The sequence below is a fragment of the Mycoplasma sp. 10961 genome, assembly GCF_055523525.1.
This window is the reverse complement of record NZ_JBVFVD010000001.1, coordinates 927,787-948,971: the sequence shown is the minus strand read 5'-3', so window position 1 is coordinate 948,971 and position 21,185 is coordinate 927,787. Positions and strand designations below refer to the sequence as shown.

Below are 21,185 nucleotides of genomic sequence, written 5' to 3'. Positions count from 1 at the left end.
AATATTTTTAATATAAAGAAAAAGAGGTAGTTATGAGACATTTAAAGACTAAAGAATGAATCAAAATTTTTGACTTATACGATAAATATTTGAACCTGGGAATAACCAAGTCAGAATTTGAAAATTTATGTTTTGATATCAGAAAAGTATACTGAAATAAAGAATCAATGAGAAATATGTTAAAGAAAAGAAAACTGTATAATTTAAATATGAACATAGAATCACAAAGCGGTAAATCACCTAAGAAAGATAAAGGTGTTGGGAGAAAGAAAAAGAAAGTTCTCGATTATACATGAATTGATACTCTTAAAGATGATGAAAAAGATGCAGTTATAAAATACTACTATCGAATTTTTAATGAAAATAATATTGATGCAGATATCTCAAAGATAAAGAAAATCAAGAATCTTTCACATACTAAAAAATCTAAAATGATATGTGTTTCAAGATCTACATATTACGAGAAATTGAAAGATAACAACAAGACTAAAGAACTAAAGGTTAAACACAAAGAAATAATTTTTCAAAGTTTTGTCGAAAATAAAGAAAGGTATGGACGAAGGAGACTTGCTAAATATATTTTCCAAGAATATAATATTCAAATAAATCCTAGAACCCTAGGAAATTATATGAAAAAGCTTAATTTGAAAACATTTGTTAGACAAAAACGTAAAACCAAGGAATCTAAAAATACTAGTATTAAAATACCTGATTTAGTAAAAAGAGATTATAATTCAAGCAACAATAATATATATGCAACAGACGTGACCTATATACCAGCACCAAAAGATATTGAACAGAATCATATTTATTTATCTGCAATTATTGATCATAAAACTAAGTTTGTGACCTATGAATTATCACTTAGAAATGATACTGAACTAATTTTGAATAATATCACCAATACAAAATTCAAAAATAATTTTATTTTACATTCTGACCATGGATCTGCTTATTCTTCGCTTGAATATACTAAGAAAATAAAATCACTAAAAGGTAAAATATCAATGTCAAGAATTGGTAATAGTCTTGACAATCGTGAAATTGAGTATTTCTTCTCAATTCTTAAAAGTGAAATTTTCCCAAATTTTGATCAAACCTGTAAAAGACTTACTTTTATTGAATTATCACAAAAAATCAAAGAATTTATAAACTGATATAATTATAAAAGAATAAGATAAAAAAACCTTCCCAAAGCATTCCGTTTGGCTTAGCCAAATGGTATGGTTGGGGAAGGTAAAACCGTCCGAAAAAAATTTCCCAGTTTAATTTGAAGTAAATACAAATCTTAAATCAAGTTTTTCAGCATAATCAAGTGCTTGTTGCATTCCATCTCCAACTAAATGATTATTATCTTTAGCCTCCACAACAGCAAGAGGTAAATTATCTTTATAGAATAAAACATAATCAGCCTTCTTTTTAGGAAGACGTTTTGCAACATTTCCTCTTACTACAATTTTACCTGCAGTAATAGAGTACTCCATTCGTATTTGCTTTTTTGACCATCCTGCTTCTTCAATTGCGGGTGTTATATAATTAAGTTTAACTTCTTCTTCAGTCATTATTTATTCACCTCATTTTCTCATAATAATTTATTATTAGAACTTGAATCACAAAAAATTATTCAGACAGAATTCCATATTCTTTTATAGTGAACCCCACAAGTTGGACCAAATCAATTGGTAAAACTTAGGGGGTTTTTATTATGAAGTTAAAATTAGAAGATAAACTAAAGATTATAAAACTATATAAAGCTGGTAAGAGTAGCAAACAAATTGCAGAAATTTTTAATGTAAATATGCGTACAATTCAGTTTATAAAGCGTTTGTACAACCTCCACGGATTACACATATTTACAGAAAGAAATAAACGTCGAAACTTCAGTCCTAACTTTAAATTAGAAATTGTTAAGCAAGTATTAAATGGTAAACCTATCCGCTCTTTGGAAGCAGAACTATTAATTAATACTGGAATAATTAATTCATGAATGAAAAAATTTAAATTATTTGGGTATAATGGTCTTATAAATAAAAAGAAAGGTAAAATACCAATGACCATGCCAAAGAATAATAACCCAAAACAAGATAAAACATTATCTAGAATTAAAGAACTTGAAGAAAGAAATGCCCAGCTTGAAATGGAGGTAGACCTCTTAAAAAAATTGAGAGCCTTGGTTCAACAAAGGACAGAGCAACCAAACAAGAAAAAGCAAAAGTAATATTTGAATCAAGGCATAAATATAAATTAAGATTAATGCTAGAATTTTTCCAATTAGCAAAATCAACATACTTTTATATTGTTCAATGTTTTTCAAAAAATGATAAAGATTTTGATTTAAAACAAGTAATAACGAATATTTTTAATGAGAATAAATCCCGTTATGGATATCGAAGAATTTGTTTAGAACTAAGAAATAGAGGTTATATTATTAACCATAAAAGGGTTAAAAGATTGATGAAATTACTTAATTTATTTGGTTTACAGCCAAAATCAAAATATAAATCATATAAAGGTGAAATTGGGAAGATTTGTAATAACTTACTCCTTACAAGGATTGTTGACAAAAAGAATCATAATACTTATTACGAGCGAAATTTCAAAACTACAAAATTGAATCAAACTTGAAGTACTGATGTATCTGAATTCAAAATAGCAAGTGGAAAACTATATTTATCACCAATTATAGATGTGCATAACCGTGAAGTAGTTTCATACACAATTTCAAAAAGTCCTAATTTTGAACAAGTGAATCAAATGCTAAATAAAGCTTTTAAAAAGTATAAAAATCTTAATGGATTAATTTTACATTCTGACCAGGGATGGCAATATCAAATGAAACAATATCGTGACAAATTAAGCAAAAGAGGTATTAAACAAAGTATGTCGCGAAAGGGAAATTGCTATGATAATTGTGTTATTGAAATATTTTTTGGAACCATGAAAAACGAAATGTTTTATGGTCATGAAAAAGAATTCAAAACTCTAGAAGACTTAGAAAAAGCGATGCGCAAGTATATAAATTATTACAACAAAAAACGAATTATCACAAAATTAAAAGGACTGACACCTTTAGGATATAGGCATCAATCCTTAAATTAATTTTAGTCCAATTTTATGGGTTCACTATATTTAAAAAGGGCCTTTAATTTTCTCTTGATTTTAATTGTAGGTTCATGTTTGCCATTTTCCCATCTATTAATGGATGCAAACGACACACCTAAAACTTTCGCAAATTCCTCTTGCGATAAAAGCATTTTATCTCTTAGTTGTTTTATTGCAGTTGCATAATCTATCAACATAAAATCGTCCTCTTTTTTTCATAGTTACATAAATTATACACTAATATAACACTTTTTGCTATATTTTTGAGAAAAAACATGCTGTAATTGACTATAAAACGCTACTTTATTGATATTTCTAGAAAAACATATGAATCAATACACAAAATATTATAACTGTGTAGTTGTTTCTTAACTATTTACTTATTTATCTAAAAATCTTCTACTATTTCTTCAAAGAACCTAGTTTTCAATATATATTCTTTGAATCCTGATATAGAAAATTTCAGACTATCATTAGCGGTTGCTTTAATCAACTTAGGATATTCTGATGGATTTCTTTCCATTTCAGCAATAAAACTTGATGTATCTCCCATACCTTCAACTTTATGAGGAATTGGTCCACAAATAATATCTGAATATTCACAAGAATATCTTAGTCTTTCTGCACTCAAATGCTTAGCACCATCATAATCAACGAATTCTAAATTATCTTCCCTAACACCAAGCTTCTTTGCAGCCAATTGATAATCTTTTACTTTTCCAGATAATTGTCCTAAAACTAAAATCTTACTTCTTCTAGTAACACCTGATTGATATGATATTTCTTCTAGCTCAACACCATATTTTTCGAGTAATTCATCAATTGCGTCGTTTTTTACAGCCAGTGCAATTTCTGCATTAATTTTTCTGATTATTTTTGTTCTTAAATCAGTAATTTGACTTTGTGAATATACCACAGTATTAATCCTCCTCTTCTTCAAATAAATTCTTAAGAGAATTTTCAATACGTTCTATCTCTTTTTTATATGCCGCTAGAGTAGAAAGCTTTTCATTATACCTTTCTGCTTTTTCTTGTTGTTTATTAATATCAATCATAGAGATTTCAATCGTAGATAATCCACTTGCAGTTACAGTAACAATAACGGTACCTTTTTGAATACTCTTTAAAGCTGCTTGTCCTAAATCAGAATCCAAGAACATTTTTAAATATGTCGGATTTAATTTATCTAGCTGTGGTCTAACAATAAGCATTCCACCTGTCACCAATATTTTTTCTTTTGGTTCAATATTAACAACTACGGTTTTAACTTTAGAAGATTTGCTTGTGACAACAACATCGCCATATTGAACTGCAAACTTATCAAATTTATTATCTTTCATATCAATCGAACGTAGTGATTCCCAGCGAACCATTCCGTTTTCAATATCGCTTGAAGTTAAGATTCTATAGCCAGTCTTTTTATCGCTAATTAGTCCTTTGCTTTCAAATACACCTAAAGTATATTGGTTACCAATAAATACATCAGCTAATTCTTTTAATTCTACTCCATTTTCCAATTTCTTTACATCAAGCATAATTGTAGATGGGCATAAATTAGAAACATCAATTAATTCTTCAATCGGTTTAGTCTTAACGTCTTTAGAGTAATACATATCTTCAATCGTCTTAATTGGAAGTTCTAAATTGACATATCGTTTATTTTCAACACCAATAACATTTGACGCATCAACAAACTTTACTTTCTTGTTATTTTTACTAAATACAAGCATATATACTTTTACTCCTGTAAAGGATAATGAACCTGCAGGAAGTTCTATAATACCTTCTAACCAACCAGATGATACAAGCTTATTTCTGTATTCAATATCTGTATTGCTGAACAAAGCCTTTCCTGTAACTAAAGCTACCGCCCTATCGCCTAGAAGACCACTCAACATATTATCAATAAATAACCATTCCGCAGTATTTCTATTAGATAAATACATATCCTGGAATAGAAAGCTTCTTCTAAAATCATCATTTAATAGTTTTCTCATTCCTAAAGGAGGAAAAACATATGCTTTTGTATATGGATAATTAATTTTTTCTAAAGCATTTCCAATAACAATTTGAGGATTAACTGATCCATCACTCAAAATTGATAGAGCCATTTGAGATATATGTGCTTGTTCCACATTAATCTCAATACCAATTAAATCTTTTAGAACAAACTTATTATCATGTGCTTTTTTATAGACATTAGCTAAAAAATTACCAGTTCCTGAACCAAAGTCCATAACAATGTGACCTGCACCATCAACTTCAAGCAAATCATTTGCTAGTTCACTTATATAATTATTTGAGCTCTCAATAAATGTTCTAGGACCGTTGTTTTTTCCAGAAAGTAAATCATATAATAAAGTTCTTATACCTTCTATTCCCAATTCATCATATAAGTCATTTAATTTATCGACAACTTCTGAGATACATGTTCATTCATTTCACGAGCGATTTCTAATAATTCTTCATTCTTATAATAAATAAGATTATTATTACAAGCATATTGATAAGCATTGCTAATCACCATGTATGATGATCTTTCTCCTAAAGTTTCACCTCTGATAATTGATTCAATTTTGAATAAAATTTCATTTGTTTTAGCCACGATGAGCACCTCCATATTTTTATTACACTTTAAGTTTATCAAAACTCAAATAAATTGTCAATAGATATTTTTAAGTTTTTAAAAACTCAATAATTATCTTGAAATAAAAAAGAGCAACTTTTACATTGCTCCTTATGAAGTATATTTTGCCATTATTAATTTGTTTTTTCTCTTTTCCTCAATTGAAAATCTTTTTGTTTTCTTCTATTTCTATCTCTTTGACAATCATCTCTTTTACAGTATAGTTGTCTATTAGATTTCATTTCCATGTATCTACCACAACTTCTACAAACACCAATATGTGTTGACCTAAAATCTTCAGTATTAATACTTAAGTCTAAATCTAATGAACCTGAATTCGTTGCTATAAATCTAGATAACGTATACCAACAAATATCAAATACAGAATTAATGTTTGCTGTAAAGACTGCTTTTGAATTTTTATAAATCAAGCACATTTTTAAATCTGGAATCATAGATGATAAAAAAGTCAATATTTCATCTTTATCTTTTATAATTGCTTTTCTAAATTCATCAATTGAATTTTGTCTTGTATGCTCATGCTTATTAGCTTCTTGCATAGCTTTAACTATATCCCATGATGGATCTTCTTCATATTCATCATAAGTGGTTGTGGTTTTATACTTTTCAAAAATATCTAAAGTATCGAAATAAATACCTTCTTCATATAAATTATAAGCAGTTGCTGGATTACCATTAATAGCATCTATAAAAGCATAATAAGCAGTAAATACAGCATACACATAACTTAGTTCTTTCATAAAGTCTGATAACTTGAAAGTTCCATCATAGCCATCATTATAAATAATTGGTTTTTCTTCTTTCTTTTCAATATGATATTTTTCAAATAAATCTTCAATATCATAAGGATGCATATTGTTTTTGCACCAATCGATTATTGAATCAACACATCCTTTTCTTTGAGCATCTCTGATGCTTTTTTTATTTTCAGCAGGAAGTGTGTTATCAACATCATATTTATTAATATCTCTTGCTAGATTACATAATTCAACTAGCAATGCTTCGCCTTTTAAATCATAGTCTTCTTGTGGATTGATTACTGGTTCACTTTCAGTTGGACGAATGATTGCACCTTCATCAGTTAAGGCATACTCATAATTAGAATAAACAACTTTTTTATATGTAATATTACCAATTCCTCCAATGTCTGCCATTTGGAGTTTTTCTTTATAAATCTTAGGAAATTTGACTTTCCATTTGTTGTCCATGTACTTACCATCTCTTGCCAAAAGTAACACCTCCATTTATAACCAATCAACTAACCTTTAGAACGGATTTAGTTTGGTTATATTATATGCTAAAATGCAATCGAAAACAAGAGATTTAACGGATTTTAGTTTCATCTAATTGATAGCCGTTTAATCAGGTTTCACCCAATTGCTTGTTTAACGATTAGAAATTATTTTGATTCTAAATTGGGTAAGTCCTTAAGTCTCTTGAATTCAAATCTAAATTATGGAGGAAAACAAAATGGAAAAACAAACTATTAGTGTTCAAGAACTAGCAAGTGAACTTGGCATCTCAGTTCCTAAAGCATATGAGCTAACTAAGACTCCTGGATTCCCTTCAATAAGAATTGGGACAAGAATCATCATTCCAATTGAGGAGTTCAAGAGATGGTTAAAAGAAAATAGTTCTAATAAAGAAGGTGTGAAGTAATGAATATGCCATTTAAAATCTATTATTCTAACTGCATTCAACAATATAATAACTGTCTTTATCCTAATGAGGTTGTTGTTACTGATATCGAATCATTAAAGAAGGCTGTATCACATGATTACGTGTGCGCGAAATATAAGGATAATTATAGATCAATCGATAATTTCATTTCTTCTAACTGTGTTGGTGTTGATTTTGATAATGACCATTCAAATAATCCAGATGACTGGGTTACATCTACTTCTATTAAAGAAATGTTTAGTGGTGTTCCTTATTTAGTTCATTATTCTAAATCGCATATGAAACCTAAAATAGGAAAAGGTAAGACCGAATATGGTCCTCGTCCTAGATTTCATGTCATCTTCTTAATTGATGAAATAACTAATGCTGATGAATATAAAGCAATAAAGGAAAGATTATATGACTATTGTCCTTTAATTGATCCTAACGCCAAAGATTCAGCAAGATTTCTAGCAGGTACAACTGAGCCTCTAGTTGAATATCATGAAGGTACTATTACATTAAATCAGTTTTTAGATGATGTAATAAGTGAAAAAGCATTTAGTGAACTTGGTGAAGTTATACCAGAAGGCTCAAGAAATGCAACGATGCATAAGATTGCTTGTTCTTTACTAGTGAAATATGGAATTAGTGATGAATCTAAATCCAAATATAGAGAGGCAGCTAATAAATGTAATCCACCATTAGAGAAGGATGAACTAAATCTTATTTGGAAGAGTGCTGCTAAATTCTATAAGAATAAAGTTGTAACTAATCCAAGTTATACGAAGCCTGAAGAATATAATAAGCCCGTTGAAATCAAATGGGATACACCTATTCCTTTTGAAAAGCCTAGGCTACCTACATTTCCTGTAGATGCATTACCTAAAATCATAAAAGATTATGTAGTTGCCGTAGCAGAGACTACACAAACACCAGTCGATATGGCTGCTACTGCTTCTTTAGCTATTATGTCTTTATGTATGCAAGGTAGATATCGTATTGACGGTAAAGCAGACTGGAATGAGCCTGTTAATCTTTACACATTAATTATTGCTGAACCTAGTGAAAGAAAATCAGCAATTATTAGCTTTATGACAAGGCCAGTTAACGAATATGAGCTTAATTACAACAATACAAATGCAGGAAGATTTGAGGCATCTCGTATGCGTAAATCCGCTCTAGAAAGCAAAAAGAAAACTATTGAAACTCAATATGCTAAAGGCAAAGCATCAGAAACTGATCTAACTGAAATAGCCGAAAAGGTAGCTAACTTTAAAGAGGAAAAGCCTAAGAAGCTATATGTTGATGATATTACAACTGAAAAACTAACATCCATCCTATCTGATTCAGGTGGTAAGACTGCAATTATATCAACTGAAGGTGGTATCTTTGATGTTCCTGCTGGAATGTATAACAAGAGTGTCAATATTGATGTGTTCTTAAAAGGATATTCTGGAGACACTATTAGAGTTGATAGAATCGGACGTCCTTCAGAGCTAATTCAAAAGCCTGCACTAACCATACTTCTTTCAGTGCAACCTTCAGTATTATCTCAACTTATAAGTAATTCAACTTTTGAAGGTAAAGGCTTAACAACGAGATTCTTATATGCACTACCTGAATCCTTAATTGGAAAAAGAAAGTTTCATACTACTCCTATTCCACCAGAGGTTTCAAGACTCTATGATATGAAAATCAAAGATGTATTAAATGAGGAAGAAAATCTTATTGATAATCAAATCGTTAGATTAAGTAGTGAGGCAAGTACTCTCTTTGAAGCATTCCATGATGAGAACGAAAAAATCATGGGTGAAAACACCGAGATAAAGACTTGGAGAGGAAAACTTGTAGGTAATGTACTTCGTATATCTGCTCTACTAGCAAGATTCAATAAGGATCAATTTAATCCTTTCTTTGATATAACGCCACCGCTAGTTGTATCTAAAGAAGATATGGCTAACGCTATCTTAATCGGTAGATATTACATTGAGCACGCAAAAGCATCTTATTCACTTATGGGGATTGATCCAATCAATAAACAAGCTGAATATGTGCTTGCAAATATTAAAAAGAATGGTTTTTATGAATTCAGCAAAAGGGATATTCTTCGAGCAAGTAGATCCTATAAAACAGTTGATGCCATAACACCAGTTCTAAATCGATTAGTCGAATATGGATACATTCAAGTTAAACAAACTAACAAGAAAACCGAATCATATTTATCTAATCCAATAATCTTTAATCAAAATAACAAGGAGGAAAAATAAAATGAGTAAAAAGATTAAACCTATACAACGTTCAATTATGAATCAATTGGACAAACATAAACTTAATATAAAGGACCATTCTACTGACCTTTGGTACATAATTAATGAAAAATATGATATTGAAATTGACGGAATCAACACTTTAAGAACATCTAAAAAAGCAAAGATGTGGGTGTGGATTAATAAGCGATCTGTGATTCTAGAAATTTCTAATATCCCACATGGAGATGTGGTTAAGGCAATTCATATCATCGAGAAATTTACAATGAAATTAACTGATGGTGATTTTGAAGGAAATTCAATCGCAGCATTTGGCTTTGGTCCTACAAACATTAATTATGAAGTTGAAGGATTAAATAAACTAATTAATTATAATGGAGGACTAAAATAATGGATAAAATTGACGCTTTCTACGAATTAGAAAAAAGATATGATAATCTTCAATTAAACTACGATTTCTCAATTAAGATGTCCAATAACAACTATTTTAGTACCAATATAAATCCCTTTAAAACTGAACTAATTTTATTAAAAAAATGGTATAAATTATTTATGAAAATAATACATAACTTAGCAAACCACAAAAACTTGACAAAATACGAATTAAAAAACAGCAATCTTTAAAATTGATTGCTGAAAATATTGAAAAATCTTTATCTTATCTTAGTTTAATTACAAACCTTAGTGTGTCAACTGTGAAAAGATATAAAAAAGCTATAAAAAGTAATCAAGAAATTGTTATCTCTCATAAAAATAAAAATCAACAAAGAAACTGCAAAGTTACTGATTCAGAAATTGAATTAGAGTTTAAAAAATATTTAAAAACATGTGAATTTATTTTAAACAGTGCTTTAACAAATAACCAACTTACCTTTAAAACTTATTATTATTCTGAATATGGTTCTGATATAAGGGCAAAAATTTCTTACAAAACTTTAGTCAAAAGATTTAACCAATTAGGTTTATTTAATATACATACAACCAAAAGAGGAAGAAAAATTGCTAGATTATCCAAGAAAAAAACCTCACAAGAGATAACATTACTACTAAAAAATTATTATCAACAAATTAAACAAAATGAAAAACAAAGACAAGTTTTAAATCTAAAGAAAAATTTAAATTTTGGTGAAATTGTTGAGATTGATGCGCAACTTGAGCCATATTTAAAAAACAATAAACGATTATACCTTTATCATGCAATTGATGTGGCAACAGGAACATTGTTAGCAGTATGATTTGAAGAACAAGAAACAACTTTGGGATATCAAAGGCTCCTAGAAATAGTATTTAAAAAATATGGATTTCCGAAGAAAATTTATACTGATAAAAGAAGAAGTTTTTGAGGAAGCGAAAACACACAAACAATTTTTGAAAAAGTTTTAAATAAAAAAGGAATAGAAGTAATAAGTTCCTCTAATCCGAAGCATAAACCTCATGTGGAAAGATCTTTTAGAACATCATTAGACCAATATCCATTAGTAATTCATAAAAATGGATATAAAGATCTTGATGACTTAAAGAAAAATAACGAAGTATTTCAAAATTATTATAATATCAGGAATAAAAAATTAATTTCTAAACATAATGTCTTCCAAAAAGAAGGAATGAAAAACGGCAATTGAGCCGTTGATTTAGAGATTAACAGAAAAGTTTTAAATGGTGTTGTGAGATACCAAGGTAAAAACTTAGCTGCCTTTGATATGAATAACAAAAGAATTATGTTTCCATATAATTCTGATGTTGTGTTAGTACACTCTTCTGATGATAACTTGTATTTTAAATATAATGATAAAAAATATTTTGCTAAGGAACCAAACGGAAAATATTTAAGCTCTACAGAAATGTGGGCTCTTGAAAAAGGGTTAGATTATTCTATACCTGCCGTAGGAAAAATATAGTGAACCCCACAAGTTGGACCAAATCAATTGGTAAAACTTAGGGGGTTTTTATTATGAAGTTAAAATTAGAAGATAAACTAAAGATTATAAAACTATATAAAACTGGTAAGAGTAGCAAACAAATTGCCGAAATTTTTAATGTTAATATGCGTACAATTCAGTTTATAAAGCGTTTGTACAACCTCCACGGATTAGAAATATTTACAGAAAGAAATAAACGACGAAACTTCAGTCCTAGTTTTAAATTACAAATTATTAAGCAAGTATTAAATGGTAAACCCATCCGCTCTTTGGAAGCAAAACTATTAATTAATTCTGGAATAATTAATTCATGAGTGAAAAAATTTAAATTATTTGGGTATAATGGTCTTATAAATAAAAAGAAAGGTAAAATGCCAATGACCATGCCAAAGAATAATAACCCAAAACAAGATAAAACATTATCTAGAATTAAAGAACTCGAAGAAAGAAATGCCCAGCTTGAAATGGAGGGAGACCTCTTAAAAAAATTGAGAGCCTTGGTTCAACAAAGGACAGAGCAACCAAACAAGAAAAAGCAAAAGTAATATTTGAATCAAGGCATAAATATAAATTAAGATTAATGCTAGACTTTTTCCAATTAGCAAAGTCAACATACTTTTATATTGTTCAAAGTTTTTCAAAAAATGATAAAGATTTTGATTTAAAACAAGTAATAACGAATATTTTTAATGAGAATAAATCCCGTTATGGATATCGAAGAATTTGTTTAGAACTAAGAAATAGAGGTTATATTATTAACCATAAAGGGGTTAAAAGATTGATGAAATTACTTAATTTATTTGGTTTACAGCCAAAATCAAAATATAAATCATATAAAGGTGAAATTGGAAAAATTTGTAATAACTTACTCCTTACAAGGATTGTTGACAAAAAGAATCATAACACTTATTATGAGCGAAATTTCAAAACTACAAAATTGAATCAAACTTGAAGCACTGATGTTTCTGAATTCAAAATAGCAAGTGGAAAACTATATTTATCACCAATTATAGATGTACATAACCGCGAAGTTGTTTCATACACAATTTCAAAAAGTCCTAATTTTGAACAAGTGAATCAAATGCTAAATAAAGCTTTTAAAAAGTATAAAAATCTTAATGGATTAATTTTACATTCTGACCAGGGATGGCAATATCAAATGAAACAATATCGTGACAAATTAAGTAAAAGAGGTATTAAACAAAGTATGTCGCGAAAGGGAAATTGCTATGATAATTGTGTTATTGAAATATTTTTTGGAACCATGAAAAACGAAATGTTTTATGGTCATGAAAAAGAATTCAAAACTCTAGAAGACTTAGAAAAAGCAATGCGCAAGTATATAAATTATTACAACAAAAAACGAATTATTACAAAATTAAAAGGACTGACACCTTTAGGATATAGGCATCAATCCTTAAATTAATTTTAGTCCAATTTTATGGGTTCACTATAAATTGCTGTGGAGTTTTTCAGTTTAAGTTTGATTGAATCCGGTCATTGTTGTACCAAATTACATATTCTTGTATCATATCATTAAGTTCATTAAATGTTATTTTTGAATAATCTAAATCATTTAATAATTCCAAACCAATATTCAATTTCTCGATTATCAAGAGAATTTCCCACTCTTGATAACGAAATAGTCCCACCAAGATTTTTAACTTCTTTAATATATTGATGATGTGTATATTGAAATCCATGATCTGAGTGAATGATAAAGTTTTTGGATTTGTATTGCTTTAATGAATTTAAATTGTCTAAAACTAGTTCTAGATTATTACTTTTTGATAATTTAAAACCAATAATTTGTTTAGTTTTATGAGATAAAATTGCAGACAAATAAACGTGTGATTCTAACACATCTTTTGGCCCTTTTATATATGAAACATCAGTTGCATAAATATTTCGATTGTTTTGATCATTATAATCACGATTTACGAAGTTATCAATCTGAGTAGATAGATTTTTAATTTCTTTTCGTTTTGATTTTTGTCTAAGCTTACATTTTAGGCCTAAAAGGTTCATATATCTCCCTAATGAACGTTCGTTTATATCTATTTTGTATTTTTTAGATATGTAAACACTTAGTTTTAACCTTCCATATCTTGACTTTGTTTCTGCGAACGATTTTTCGATTACATCACTATATTTAGGGAGTTTTTGTGCAATTTTAATATTTTGAGTTTTAGAAATTGTTTGTCTAGAAATGCCAAAAACTTCTGCAAGCTTAACATAACTTATACTAAAACTTTTAGATTCAATAACTTTCTTACTTTTAGGTAATTCGTTGGTAATTTCATAATATCTTTTAGCTATTTGTAACAAATCATCACGATCAAAAATATCTCAATTTGGTTCTCTTTTCGTCTTAGGTTTGCCGCTTCCTTTTTTGCGGCTTTCACCTTTCTTTGTCTGCAATAAGTCTTCCATACCTAAATTATAATACTTAATTATTTTATTAATTCTAACTTTTACACTATTTCTTTGTAAGTTTTTTGTTTCTGGTGATATTTGGTAAATAGCTTGGAAAGCACCTGGGAAACCTGATTTTTGATATTCTTCATATATTTTTGCAAATTCTTCTTTCTTTAAATGTCTTGACATAATTTATCCTTTCAAAAAAATTCTTCGTTGGTACCAACGAATGGTAACAGAAAAGCTAACATTTAAATGTTAACTTTTCTGTCCGGCTTTACTATTACTTAATTTCAAGGCTAGCTATTATTTCATTAGCTAAATCTTTTGTTCTTTCAACTATATTAGATATATACCAAGCACTTTGTGCATATACATATTCATTCAAACTAAGGCCATTATTATATCCAATTTTTTCTCCTTTAGAATCATATCTGTCTTTTTTATCAAAAAACTTTTTATTTCCCAACGATGAGTTATATCCCGTCATTGTTAGATTGCCTATTTTATGTCTATAATCTTTTACCAATGTATAAACTTGTTCGTTCGAATAATCCTTATACTTTACATCACCTTGTTTTATCATTTCAATCCACTCATTAGGAGTATTTGTTGCATCCTTATTTCCTTCTGGGAGAATATGCTCTATTGTCCATATGTACTTTTCATCCTTTTTCTCCCACAAGTCTATAAACTTCTTCTCGTTTTTATCTTCAAACTTACACAAAGAACATAGCAAATATCTTGCCATATCCCTATTAGTGTCATATATATCACCATAAAGTATTTCTTTAACTGCTTCATTACTTGATGTTTTATTTTGATACTCATCTAATAGTATTTTACGAACATCCGCAAAATTCTTTTCATTTAATTGATTTATTCTTTCAATTATGTTCATCAATATTTGAGGTAAAGCACCAGTGGAAGGATTATTAGTTAGATTACGTCTAATAAAAAACTTTAATGTTAATTCAAACAAGTCAAGCAATTGAGTATCATCAAAGCCAAAGACAATTTGGTTTCTCAACAGATACAATAATAGCGTAAATGCTGATGTAGCATTGGCATTTCTAAAATTTTTAAAAGTTGTTTTAAATTCTTCAGAAACATCTATTTGAAGCTTTTCTTCACCGGTTAGTAATGAATTATACTTTGCATTTAAAGTTAAAAACTCCATAAAATCTTTTCTATCAACCAAAGAACCGTATATCTTTATAACATTTGATCTTGTTGCTTTGTTTGCAATATCGTACTTTGGATTAGTGGTAAGAGGAAGGCTTAAATTGTTATACTCACTTCTAAAAGCATTATAATTATTTCTTAAAAATTGTTCTTGATTACTCTCGTTTCCAAGAATTTCAATTAAGCTTTCCCAGTTTGAAATACTGTCTTCATCATCAGTTCTACTTAAATATGAGTTTTTAATTAGATCAATAGCTGATAATGCCATTCCTCTATTATTCATAGTTTCAAATAAAATAAAAGCCGTTTGTGCATTATCCACAGAAGCACTAATAAATGTCAATCCACATATTTTATCAAATAATTGAATCGTTTCGTTAACATCAAGCTTATCAACATATTCTTTAAACCAATTATAGTTTTTACTTATTCTTCTGTTACCGTAATTGCTTGGTTTTGCAGCAGGGACTTTTATAATTTCACTATTTAATAAATATTCAAAATCCTCTTTGTTCTTTCCTTGCTTTTGTGGGACTAGTCTGGTCTTTTTATCCGACACAATCATTCTTTTTAAACTTGATTTTTTAAAATTAATATCTTCATCATCAACAAAATCACACATTCTGTTATAAATTGCAACTAGCAGTAAATTAAGTGATGTTAACCTTTGTTGTCCATCAATTACTTCATTGGTATTTTCAACCCATATTATTGAACCAATAAAATAATTCGGGTCGTTTTCTTGTATATCATTTAGTAATGCTTCGCAATGTTCTTGTTTCCATGAATATTCTCTTTGATAAATAGGTATTGTATATATCTTGGTTTCATTTGGATTTAAAAACTGTGTAAATGTTGTATCAACTGCATGTATTGCCATATTTCATCACCTAACCCTCTTATACTAACTCCCCATTATGAATGAAAAGTTTTTTGTACTGCCCTGACTTTGTAAATTTTACAAGACCTAGATCTCTTAATTGTTGTAATATTTGTCTAATCTTAGGTTCGATATTATGATTATTTGGATGTTTTAAAGCTACTTCATCTTTATATTTATAGACATCTTTTAAAACAAAATCATTGTTAGGGAGCTTATCTATTATATAGAAAACATCTTTTTGCCAAGAAGACATATTATCAAGAAGTGCTCCAACATCTTCTATGACTAAAGTATTATCACCATTTATTTCTTTGATAACATATTTAGTTGATTCTACATTACTTATTGTCTTCTCGATGTCATCTAATTTTACATCATCAAACTCACCATACAACTTACTTTCAAACATTTCTAGAAAATCAGTTTCGATTTGATCCATAATTTCATCATTATTATCAATTAAAACCCCATATTCATAGTTATGATACATTCCGTAATAAGTAAGGTTTGCTGATGTAATTAATGCTTTCAATTTATCAAATAAATATATTTTAGCGTGTAAATCTTGATAATTTAAAACAGTAGCTTTATTATCAAGTAACTTTCTTATTGCCGATAAATCCGAGCTTCTTTGAATAAAATTAGAAATATTAGAAGATGTAATCACAGTTAATTTAGAACTACTCTTCTTTTTATTTAATATTTCATTAACAGTTTCACTCTTTATATATGGAGCACAGAGAATCATTTCATTATTACAGTTACTAACCAAATTGAAAAAAATATTAGATGTTGGTGTTTTTACTAATTCAATCATTCACTTGTCCTCCTATTTTTCCATAAGTGTTATAAATAATGTAAATCTATCTTCAATAAAAAGTGGGGTTGTTTTCTTAAACATCATAGGTGAAATATTATCTGATAAGGTCATTAAATCAGCAAAAGCCTTTAAAGTTTTATATGCATCTTCTTCTTTATTTAAGTTTTTAATAAATGTATATATTTCATGTTCTTCATGATGACTCAAAAAATTATATAATCTTGCAACAAATCCACAAACTACATCACATATCTGAATTTCTCTACTATTTGCTGAATCAATGAACTTTACATTCAATTTCTTTTCATATTCAGCGTCTAACTCTTCAAAATGATTAGTAATAGATAACTCATTGTCAAAATATTTAAAATCATTAACTTCCAATACTCTAGATAGGTAGTTATGAAATACACCTTCTGAGATAATAAAAGAATTATTATCTTCCAAGAATACAAGATTATTTTTATTTCTTTTAGCTTTTATAATTTGTCTTAATAATTCTTTTGTAAAATTATCAATATCATCAGGATCATAAGTTTCATAATTACAAGTGTATAAATCTAATACTTTATTAATAAAGTCATTAGATTTTTCTTTTGGAACATTGGGAAATTCAAACTCAACTAATATCTCGTGCAACGCATCATAATTTTGATAAAGAACTTCAGTCATATCACTTTGTAATTGTTTATAATAAACCATTGCCGCGAACTTATTAGCATCATTTTCTTCAATTAGTGAATCAAGAATGTCAGTAAGTGCGAAATGCATATAATGTAAAACATCAAAGTGTATAAGTATTTTATTATTTAATAAATATTCAAAAAACTTTCTTAATCGTGATTGGCTTATTGCTTCTTCAAACTTATTCTTTTTAAAAGCAAAAAATGAAAATTTAGCATCTGTTGGAACCTGTCGTGCTCCAACATATCTCAATAAATCATAAAAATCTATATTTTTATCAATAGCAATTCCACCTAGAGCAAAATATAAGTTTTCTAAATCTTCATTATTATCTTTATCTTTCCCAATAATACCTTTTTTTATGTTGTTACTTTCATCAAAATAAAAAATCTTGCTAGTCTTTATTGGTTCAACATTTAACATTTTTAGGTTTTCAGCAAACCAACTCATAATGTCATCAAGTTTAGTCATTAAAACCACCACCTTTGGATTCTAGGCCAAATAAAACATCACTTTCTATAAGTTCAATTACATCTATTCCTTTAGTTTTAGCTAATTGTAACAATTTATTATATTCTGCTGATTCTTTATCAACCTTACAACCTACATATATCTTTGTAATTTTAGTAGGCATTGTGTATAGACTCAGTTTTTCTAATTTAGAAACTCCATCACTATTTGGAGATAAGATACATCTAACCTCTTCTTCATATTGCCAATCTAATGACTTAACAATAAATGGTTTGGATATACATCTTATTAGTCCCTTATCATTAACATCAGCTTCTTCGTTTGATAGCATATAGCCTAATACTCTTCTTGTAGTATCTTCAAAATCGAATTTGCATCTTTTCTTAGAATACTTAACATCAAGAAAATCTTTATCAGGTCTATCAAATTCAACACAAATGCCTTTATGTTTGTCTCCATAATGTGACCACATTAGAATGGAATCATATCTTTTACTAAAGCATGATATTAAAGCGTTATTTCGCACTTCTTTAACTTTTTGAATAATTTCATTAGTGAACTTTTCTTTCAATTCATCAAAAGAATTTTCACCTTTTTGAGCAGCATATCTAACTATCCATCTAGTTAGTGCTTGAGCTCCAGGAATAGACTCATAATACTTATTCTTTTTTGATAATTTTAAATTTAGATTAATACCAAATCTATCCCATTTCATAATAAGCTTTGTAAAAAAGCCTACTTTAATATCTTTATTATTTAAATAAATGGATTCAAATAATTCCTTGATTTGAATATCATCATTAAAGTCATCATGATTATGCAATTCTTTAAATGGATTTATAATTAAGGAATTAAATAATTCTTTTGAAGATACCTCAATAAATCTTTCCTTTATTTTAGGAACATTTTCATCAAAATATACTGTGTTAAAACCGCCGCTTTGATTTTGGCTATAAGTTTGTCTTATCCTTCCTTTATTATCCAACCATATTGGTGGGATAAAAGTAGCTAACTTAACCAGATTTTTATATTTAGGAATAATAAGATTATATATTTTACTAATTTCTTTTGAAATTTTTAACCTTTGTTCCTCGTCTATATCATTAAAAGAATTTGGATTAACTAACTCGTCATTATTCACAGTGCAGGCAAAAGCTGTAAAAGGGATTAATATCGTGCTAAGACCAACTAATGTTTTCTTAATCATGTATTCCTTTTACCAAATGAGTTACAGCACATTTTTTACTGCTGGAGTAGCAAAAAATGTTGCAAATCCCATTAAACTGATTGAGTTTAAAAAGAAAAGATTTAATTTCTTTGCCATAAATATCTCCTTTTTTGTTAATTAATTGCTGTTAAATATTATTATTGGGGTTATTATACTATAAAAAATATAAATAATGTTTGAAAATATCTTCCTTTTATCTAAACACATCATAATTATATCAAAGAAAAACATTAATATAAGTACGAAACTTTTAGAAAATATATTTTTCCTTATCTGTTATAATAATGGAATGGAAATATACATACACAACACGAATTATAATTTAAAAAAAACAACATTAATACATGGATTTTTTAAAGCATTGTGTTTAACTTTATTAATATTAATTATATTAATATTGAATAAAACATACATTCCTTTTAATATCCATTTATCAACTAATCAATTAAATCAAAATATTATCTTCTGGGGATTATTAATCCCTTTATATCTTGGTGTTTTAGCTGCAAGAATTTATTATTTTAAAATTGAATGGCAAATGTGACAGCATATTAAAGATAAAATTAAATATGAAGGTAATGGAGTATTTAATTTTACTTTCTTAAAATTATCCTTATTCATTCCGTTATTAGATATATACCGTTACTTCTTTTTATTTGCATTATTTAAAGAAGGAGACTATTATATATGTAATTGAAAAGAAGGTTCAAAACGTAATAATTTGAAATTTTCAGTTTATGATATTGCCCTTGGTGCAATTTTAATGTCTTTATTCTTTATTATTACTGCTTTAAAGAATTTTACTCCACTAAAAATTATTTCTTTATCGACTGAATATATCTTTTATATTATATTCACCATTTTCTTTGGTAAATATAAAGGGGCTTTTTTCTCTTTTTTGGCTGACTTTTTTAGTTTACTACTTTCAGGGCAAATTGCTTTATATCATGAAGCTTATGCAATTGTGCCAATTGCAGTTTCGTTTCTAATTGGCTTTATCTTAGATATCTTTAAGAAAAACAAAAAACAAGTTTTTATTTTTATGGAAATCTTTATGCTTTTATCTTTTGGCTTATTAATTTATACATTCTTAGTAAATGTCAATGATCCAAAAGGACTAAGAATTTCATCTACTTTTGGAATTAGTAGGTTAAGTGTTGGAGTTTTTGGCACTTTACTAGCATTAACTTTAGGAATGTTTGCATTATTTAATTTATCAGTATATTGATATTTTAAAGCAAAAACACCAGGTAAAAAACAAACCTACTTATACTTATCTTTAACAATCTTTTTAGTTATCTTTACAATTGTATTAGCAAGGTGAATCTGAGGTCCAATTGCCTTTATTCAATATGCTAATAGATATTTAGGAAGAAGTTATAACTTACAAAATCGTTATGTAATTGTTATGACCCCGATTGTTCTTAGGTCAGTAATTGCCTTGCCAATTTATATTTTAGTTTTAAATATTATTATTCCAGTATTGTTTAAACTAAAGAAAACCATAGTTAGAAGTGATTATAAAATCACATATTAATTTTTATATTTTAAGTTTTGTTATATAATATATAGGATTTTTCAAACTAAAAGAAAAAGGGAGGTCTTATATGGCTAATATTAAATCTAAAATGAAAAGCATCGTTAAGATGGAACAAGCTCGTGTAAAAAATGCAGCTATGAAATCTAGAGTTAAAACAGCAATTCGTAAAGCTCGAGAAGCTGTTTTAGCTAACGACAAAAAAGCAGCTTTATTAGTAGCAAATGCACACCACGTAATTGCTAAAGCTGTTGCTAAAGGAGTTTTTCATGCTAATAAAGGCGCAAGAAAACACTCACGTTTAGATCAATTTGTTAACAAAACAAAAGCAAACAATGCTTACTAAAATATTTTATTAAATG

General features: G+C 28.0%; 24 protein-coding genes. 12 read left to right on the top strand and 12 right to left on the bottom strand.

Translation table 4 applies throughout. From position 1 onward, the window contains the following. Positions 1–32 precede the first annotated feature (32 nt). Positions 33–1,181: an IS3 family transposase gene (locus tag AC0B4T_RS04005; protein WP_465102979.1), complete on the top strand. Its 1,149-nt coding sequence runs from the start codon at positions 33–35 to the stop codon at positions 1,179–1,181. Between the two features lie 84 nt (positions 1,182–1,265). Here the strand turns inward: AC0B4T_RS04005 and AC0B4T_RS04000 are convergent, their stop codons facing one another. Then, on the bottom strand, positions 1,266–1,562 hold the full coding sequence (locus AC0B4T_RS04000) for a type I restriction enzyme HsdR N-terminal domain-containing protein (RefSeq protein WP_465103230.1): 297 nt from the start codon (positions 1,560–1,562) through the stop codon (positions 1,266–1,268). Between the two features lie 143 nt (positions 1,563–1,705). Between AC0B4T_RS04000 and AC0B4T_RS03995 the strand changes: the two genes are divergently transcribed. Then, entirely contained in the window at positions 1,706–2,218 is a 513-nt protein-coding gene (locus AC0B4T_RS03995) for a transposase (RefSeq protein ID WP_465103110.1), read from the top strand. Beyond that, entirely contained in the window at positions 2,161–3,099 is a 939-nt protein-coding gene (locus tag AC0B4T_RS03990) for an IS3 family transposase (RefSeq protein ID WP_465103280.1), read from the top strand. Before AC0B4T_RS03995 ends, AC0B4T_RS03990 begins: the two co-directional genes overlap by 58 nt. Before the next feature lie 2 nt (positions 3,100–3,101). Here AC0B4T_RS03990 and AC0B4T_RS03985 read toward each other — a convergent pair whose 3' ends face one another. From AC0B4T_RS03985 to AC0B4T_RS03965, 5 genes are all read right to left on the bottom strand, one after another. Next, complete coding sequence (locus tag AC0B4T_RS03985) at positions 3,102–3,299, bottom strand: helix-turn-helix domain-containing protein (RefSeq protein ID WP_465103229.1); 198 nt, start codon at positions 3,297–3,299, stop codon at positions 3,102–3,104. Between the two features lie 191 nt (positions 3,300–3,490). Continuing rightward, positions 3,491–4,018, bottom strand: coding sequence for a hypothetical protein (locus AC0B4T_RS03980; RefSeq protein ID WP_465103228.1), 528 nt, complete (start codon positions 4,016–4,018; stop codon positions 3,491–3,493). 4 nt (positions 4,019–4,022) lie between these two features. Then, positions 4,023–5,486 carry an N-6 DNA methylase gene (locus tag AC0B4T_RS03975; protein WP_465103227.1) on the bottom strand — a complete coding sequence of 488 codons (1,464 nt, stop codon included), beginning with the start codon at positions 5,484–5,486 and terminating at the stop codon, positions 4,023–4,025. 17 nt (positions 5,487–5,503) lie between these two features. Next, complete coding sequence (locus AC0B4T_RS03970; protein ID WP_465103226.1) at positions 5,504–5,707, bottom strand: hypothetical protein; 204 nt, start codon at positions 5,705–5,707, stop codon at positions 5,504–5,506. Positions 5,708–5,862: 155 nt separating this feature from the next. Then, positions 5,863–6,903, bottom strand: coding sequence for a hypothetical protein (locus AC0B4T_RS03965; protein WP_465103225.1), 1,041 nt, complete (start codon positions 6,901–6,903; stop codon positions 5,863–5,865). Positions 6,904–7,219: 316 nt separating this feature from the next. On the opposite strand from AC0B4T_RS03965, the gene AC0B4T_RS03960 reads away from it, so the two are divergent. The 7 genes from AC0B4T_RS03960 (at position 7,220) to AC0B4T_RS03930 (ending at position 13,023) form a co-directional block, all read left to right on the top strand. After that, positions 7,220–7,408, top strand: coding sequence for a helix-turn-helix domain-containing protein (locus AC0B4T_RS03960; protein WP_465103224.1), 189 nt, complete (start codon positions 7,220–7,222; stop codon positions 7,406–7,408). 122 nt (positions 7,409–7,530) lie between these two features. Then, the gene (locus AC0B4T_RS03955) at positions 7,531–9,678 is read left to right on the top strand and encodes a DUF3987 domain-containing protein (protein ID WP_465103223.1); all 2,148 of its coding nucleotides are present in this window, start codon (positions 7,531–7,533) and stop codon (positions 9,676–9,678) included. Position 9,679: 1 nt separating this feature from the next. Further along, positions 9,680–10,069, top strand: coding sequence for a hypothetical protein (locus AC0B4T_RS03950; protein WP_465103222.1), 390 nt, complete (start codon positions 9,680–9,682; stop codon positions 10,067–10,069). Beyond that, positions 10,069–10,302, top strand: coding sequence for a hypothetical protein (locus AC0B4T_RS03945; RefSeq protein ID WP_465103221.1), 234 nt, complete (start codon positions 10,069–10,071; stop codon positions 10,300–10,302). The genes AC0B4T_RS03950 and AC0B4T_RS03945 overlap by 1 nt, the downstream gene beginning before the upstream one ends. A 2-nt stretch (positions 10,303–10,304) precedes the next feature. Continuing rightward, positions 10,305–11,576 (top strand): hypothetical protein, encoded by a 1,272-nt coding sequence (locus tag AC0B4T_RS03940; RefSeq protein WP_465103220.1) that lies wholly within the window; start codon positions 10,305–10,307, stop codon positions 11,574–11,576. Between the two features lie 53 nt (positions 11,577–11,629). Continuing rightward, positions 11,630–12,142: a transposase gene (locus AC0B4T_RS03935; protein WP_465103219.1), complete on the top strand. Its 513-nt coding sequence runs from the start codon at positions 11,630–11,632 to the stop codon at positions 12,140–12,142. Continuing rightward, the gene (locus AC0B4T_RS03930) at positions 12,085–13,023 is read left to right on the top strand and encodes an IS3 family transposase (protein ID WP_465103283.1); all 939 of its coding nucleotides are present in this window, start codon (positions 12,085–12,087) and stop codon (positions 13,021–13,023) included. Before AC0B4T_RS03935 ends, AC0B4T_RS03930 begins: the two co-directional genes overlap by 58 nt. A 13-nt stretch (positions 13,024–13,036) precedes the next feature. Here the strand turns inward: AC0B4T_RS03930 and AC0B4T_RS03925 are convergent, their stop codons facing one another. From AC0B4T_RS03925 to AC0B4T_RS03900, 6 genes are all read right to left on the bottom strand, one after another. After that, complete coding sequence (locus tag AC0B4T_RS03925; RefSeq protein WP_465103218.1) at positions 13,037–13,186, bottom strand: IS3 family transposase; 150 nt, start codon at positions 13,184–13,186, stop codon at positions 13,037–13,039. Then, positions 13,143–14,204, bottom strand: a complete 1,062-nt coding sequence (locus AC0B4T_RS03920; protein ID WP_465103217.1) for an IS3 family transposase — start codon at positions 14,202–14,204, stop codon at positions 13,143–13,145. The genes AC0B4T_RS03925 and AC0B4T_RS03920 overlap by 44 nt, the downstream gene beginning before the upstream one ends. Before the next feature lie 94 nt (positions 14,205–14,298). Next, positions 14,299–16,080, bottom strand: coding sequence for a DUF262 domain-containing protein (locus tag AC0B4T_RS03915; RefSeq protein ID WP_465103216.1), 1,782 nt, complete (start codon positions 16,078–16,080; stop codon positions 14,299–14,301). A 19-nt stretch (positions 16,081–16,099) separates the two neighbouring features. Next, positions 16,100–16,900 carry a phospholipase D-like domain-containing protein gene (locus tag AC0B4T_RS03910; protein WP_465103215.1) on the bottom strand — a complete coding sequence of 267 codons (801 nt, stop codon included), beginning with the start codon at positions 16,898–16,900 and terminating at the stop codon, positions 16,100–16,102. A gap of 12 nt (positions 16,901–16,912) precedes the next feature. Beyond that, positions 16,913–18,058, bottom strand: coding sequence for a DUF3800 domain-containing protein (locus tag AC0B4T_RS03905; protein ID WP_465103214.1), 1,146 nt, complete (start codon positions 18,056–18,058; stop codon positions 16,913–16,915). Further along, complete coding sequence (locus AC0B4T_RS03900) at positions 18,051–19,265, bottom strand: DUF2971 domain-containing protein (RefSeq protein ID WP_465103213.1); 1,215 nt, start codon at positions 19,263–19,265, stop codon at positions 18,051–18,053. Before AC0B4T_RS03900 ends, AC0B4T_RS03905 begins: the two co-directional genes overlap by 8 nt. Before the next feature lie 418 nt (positions 19,266–19,683). Between AC0B4T_RS03900 and AC0B4T_RS03895 the strand changes: the two genes are divergently transcribed. Together AC0B4T_RS03895 and rpsT are read left to right on the top strand one after the other, a co-directional pair. Beyond that, complete coding sequence (locus AC0B4T_RS03895) at positions 19,684–20,823, top strand: hypothetical protein (RefSeq protein ID WP_465103212.1); 1,140 nt, start codon at positions 19,684–19,686, stop codon at positions 20,821–20,823. Positions 20,824–20,893: 70 nt separating this feature from the next. Beyond that, complete coding sequence (gene rpsT / locus AC0B4T_RS03890; protein ID WP_465103211.1) at positions 20,894–21,169, top strand: 30S ribosomal protein S20; 276 nt, start codon at positions 20,894–20,896, stop codon at positions 21,167–21,169. The last annotated feature ends 16 nt before the right edge of the window (positions 21,170–21,185 follow it).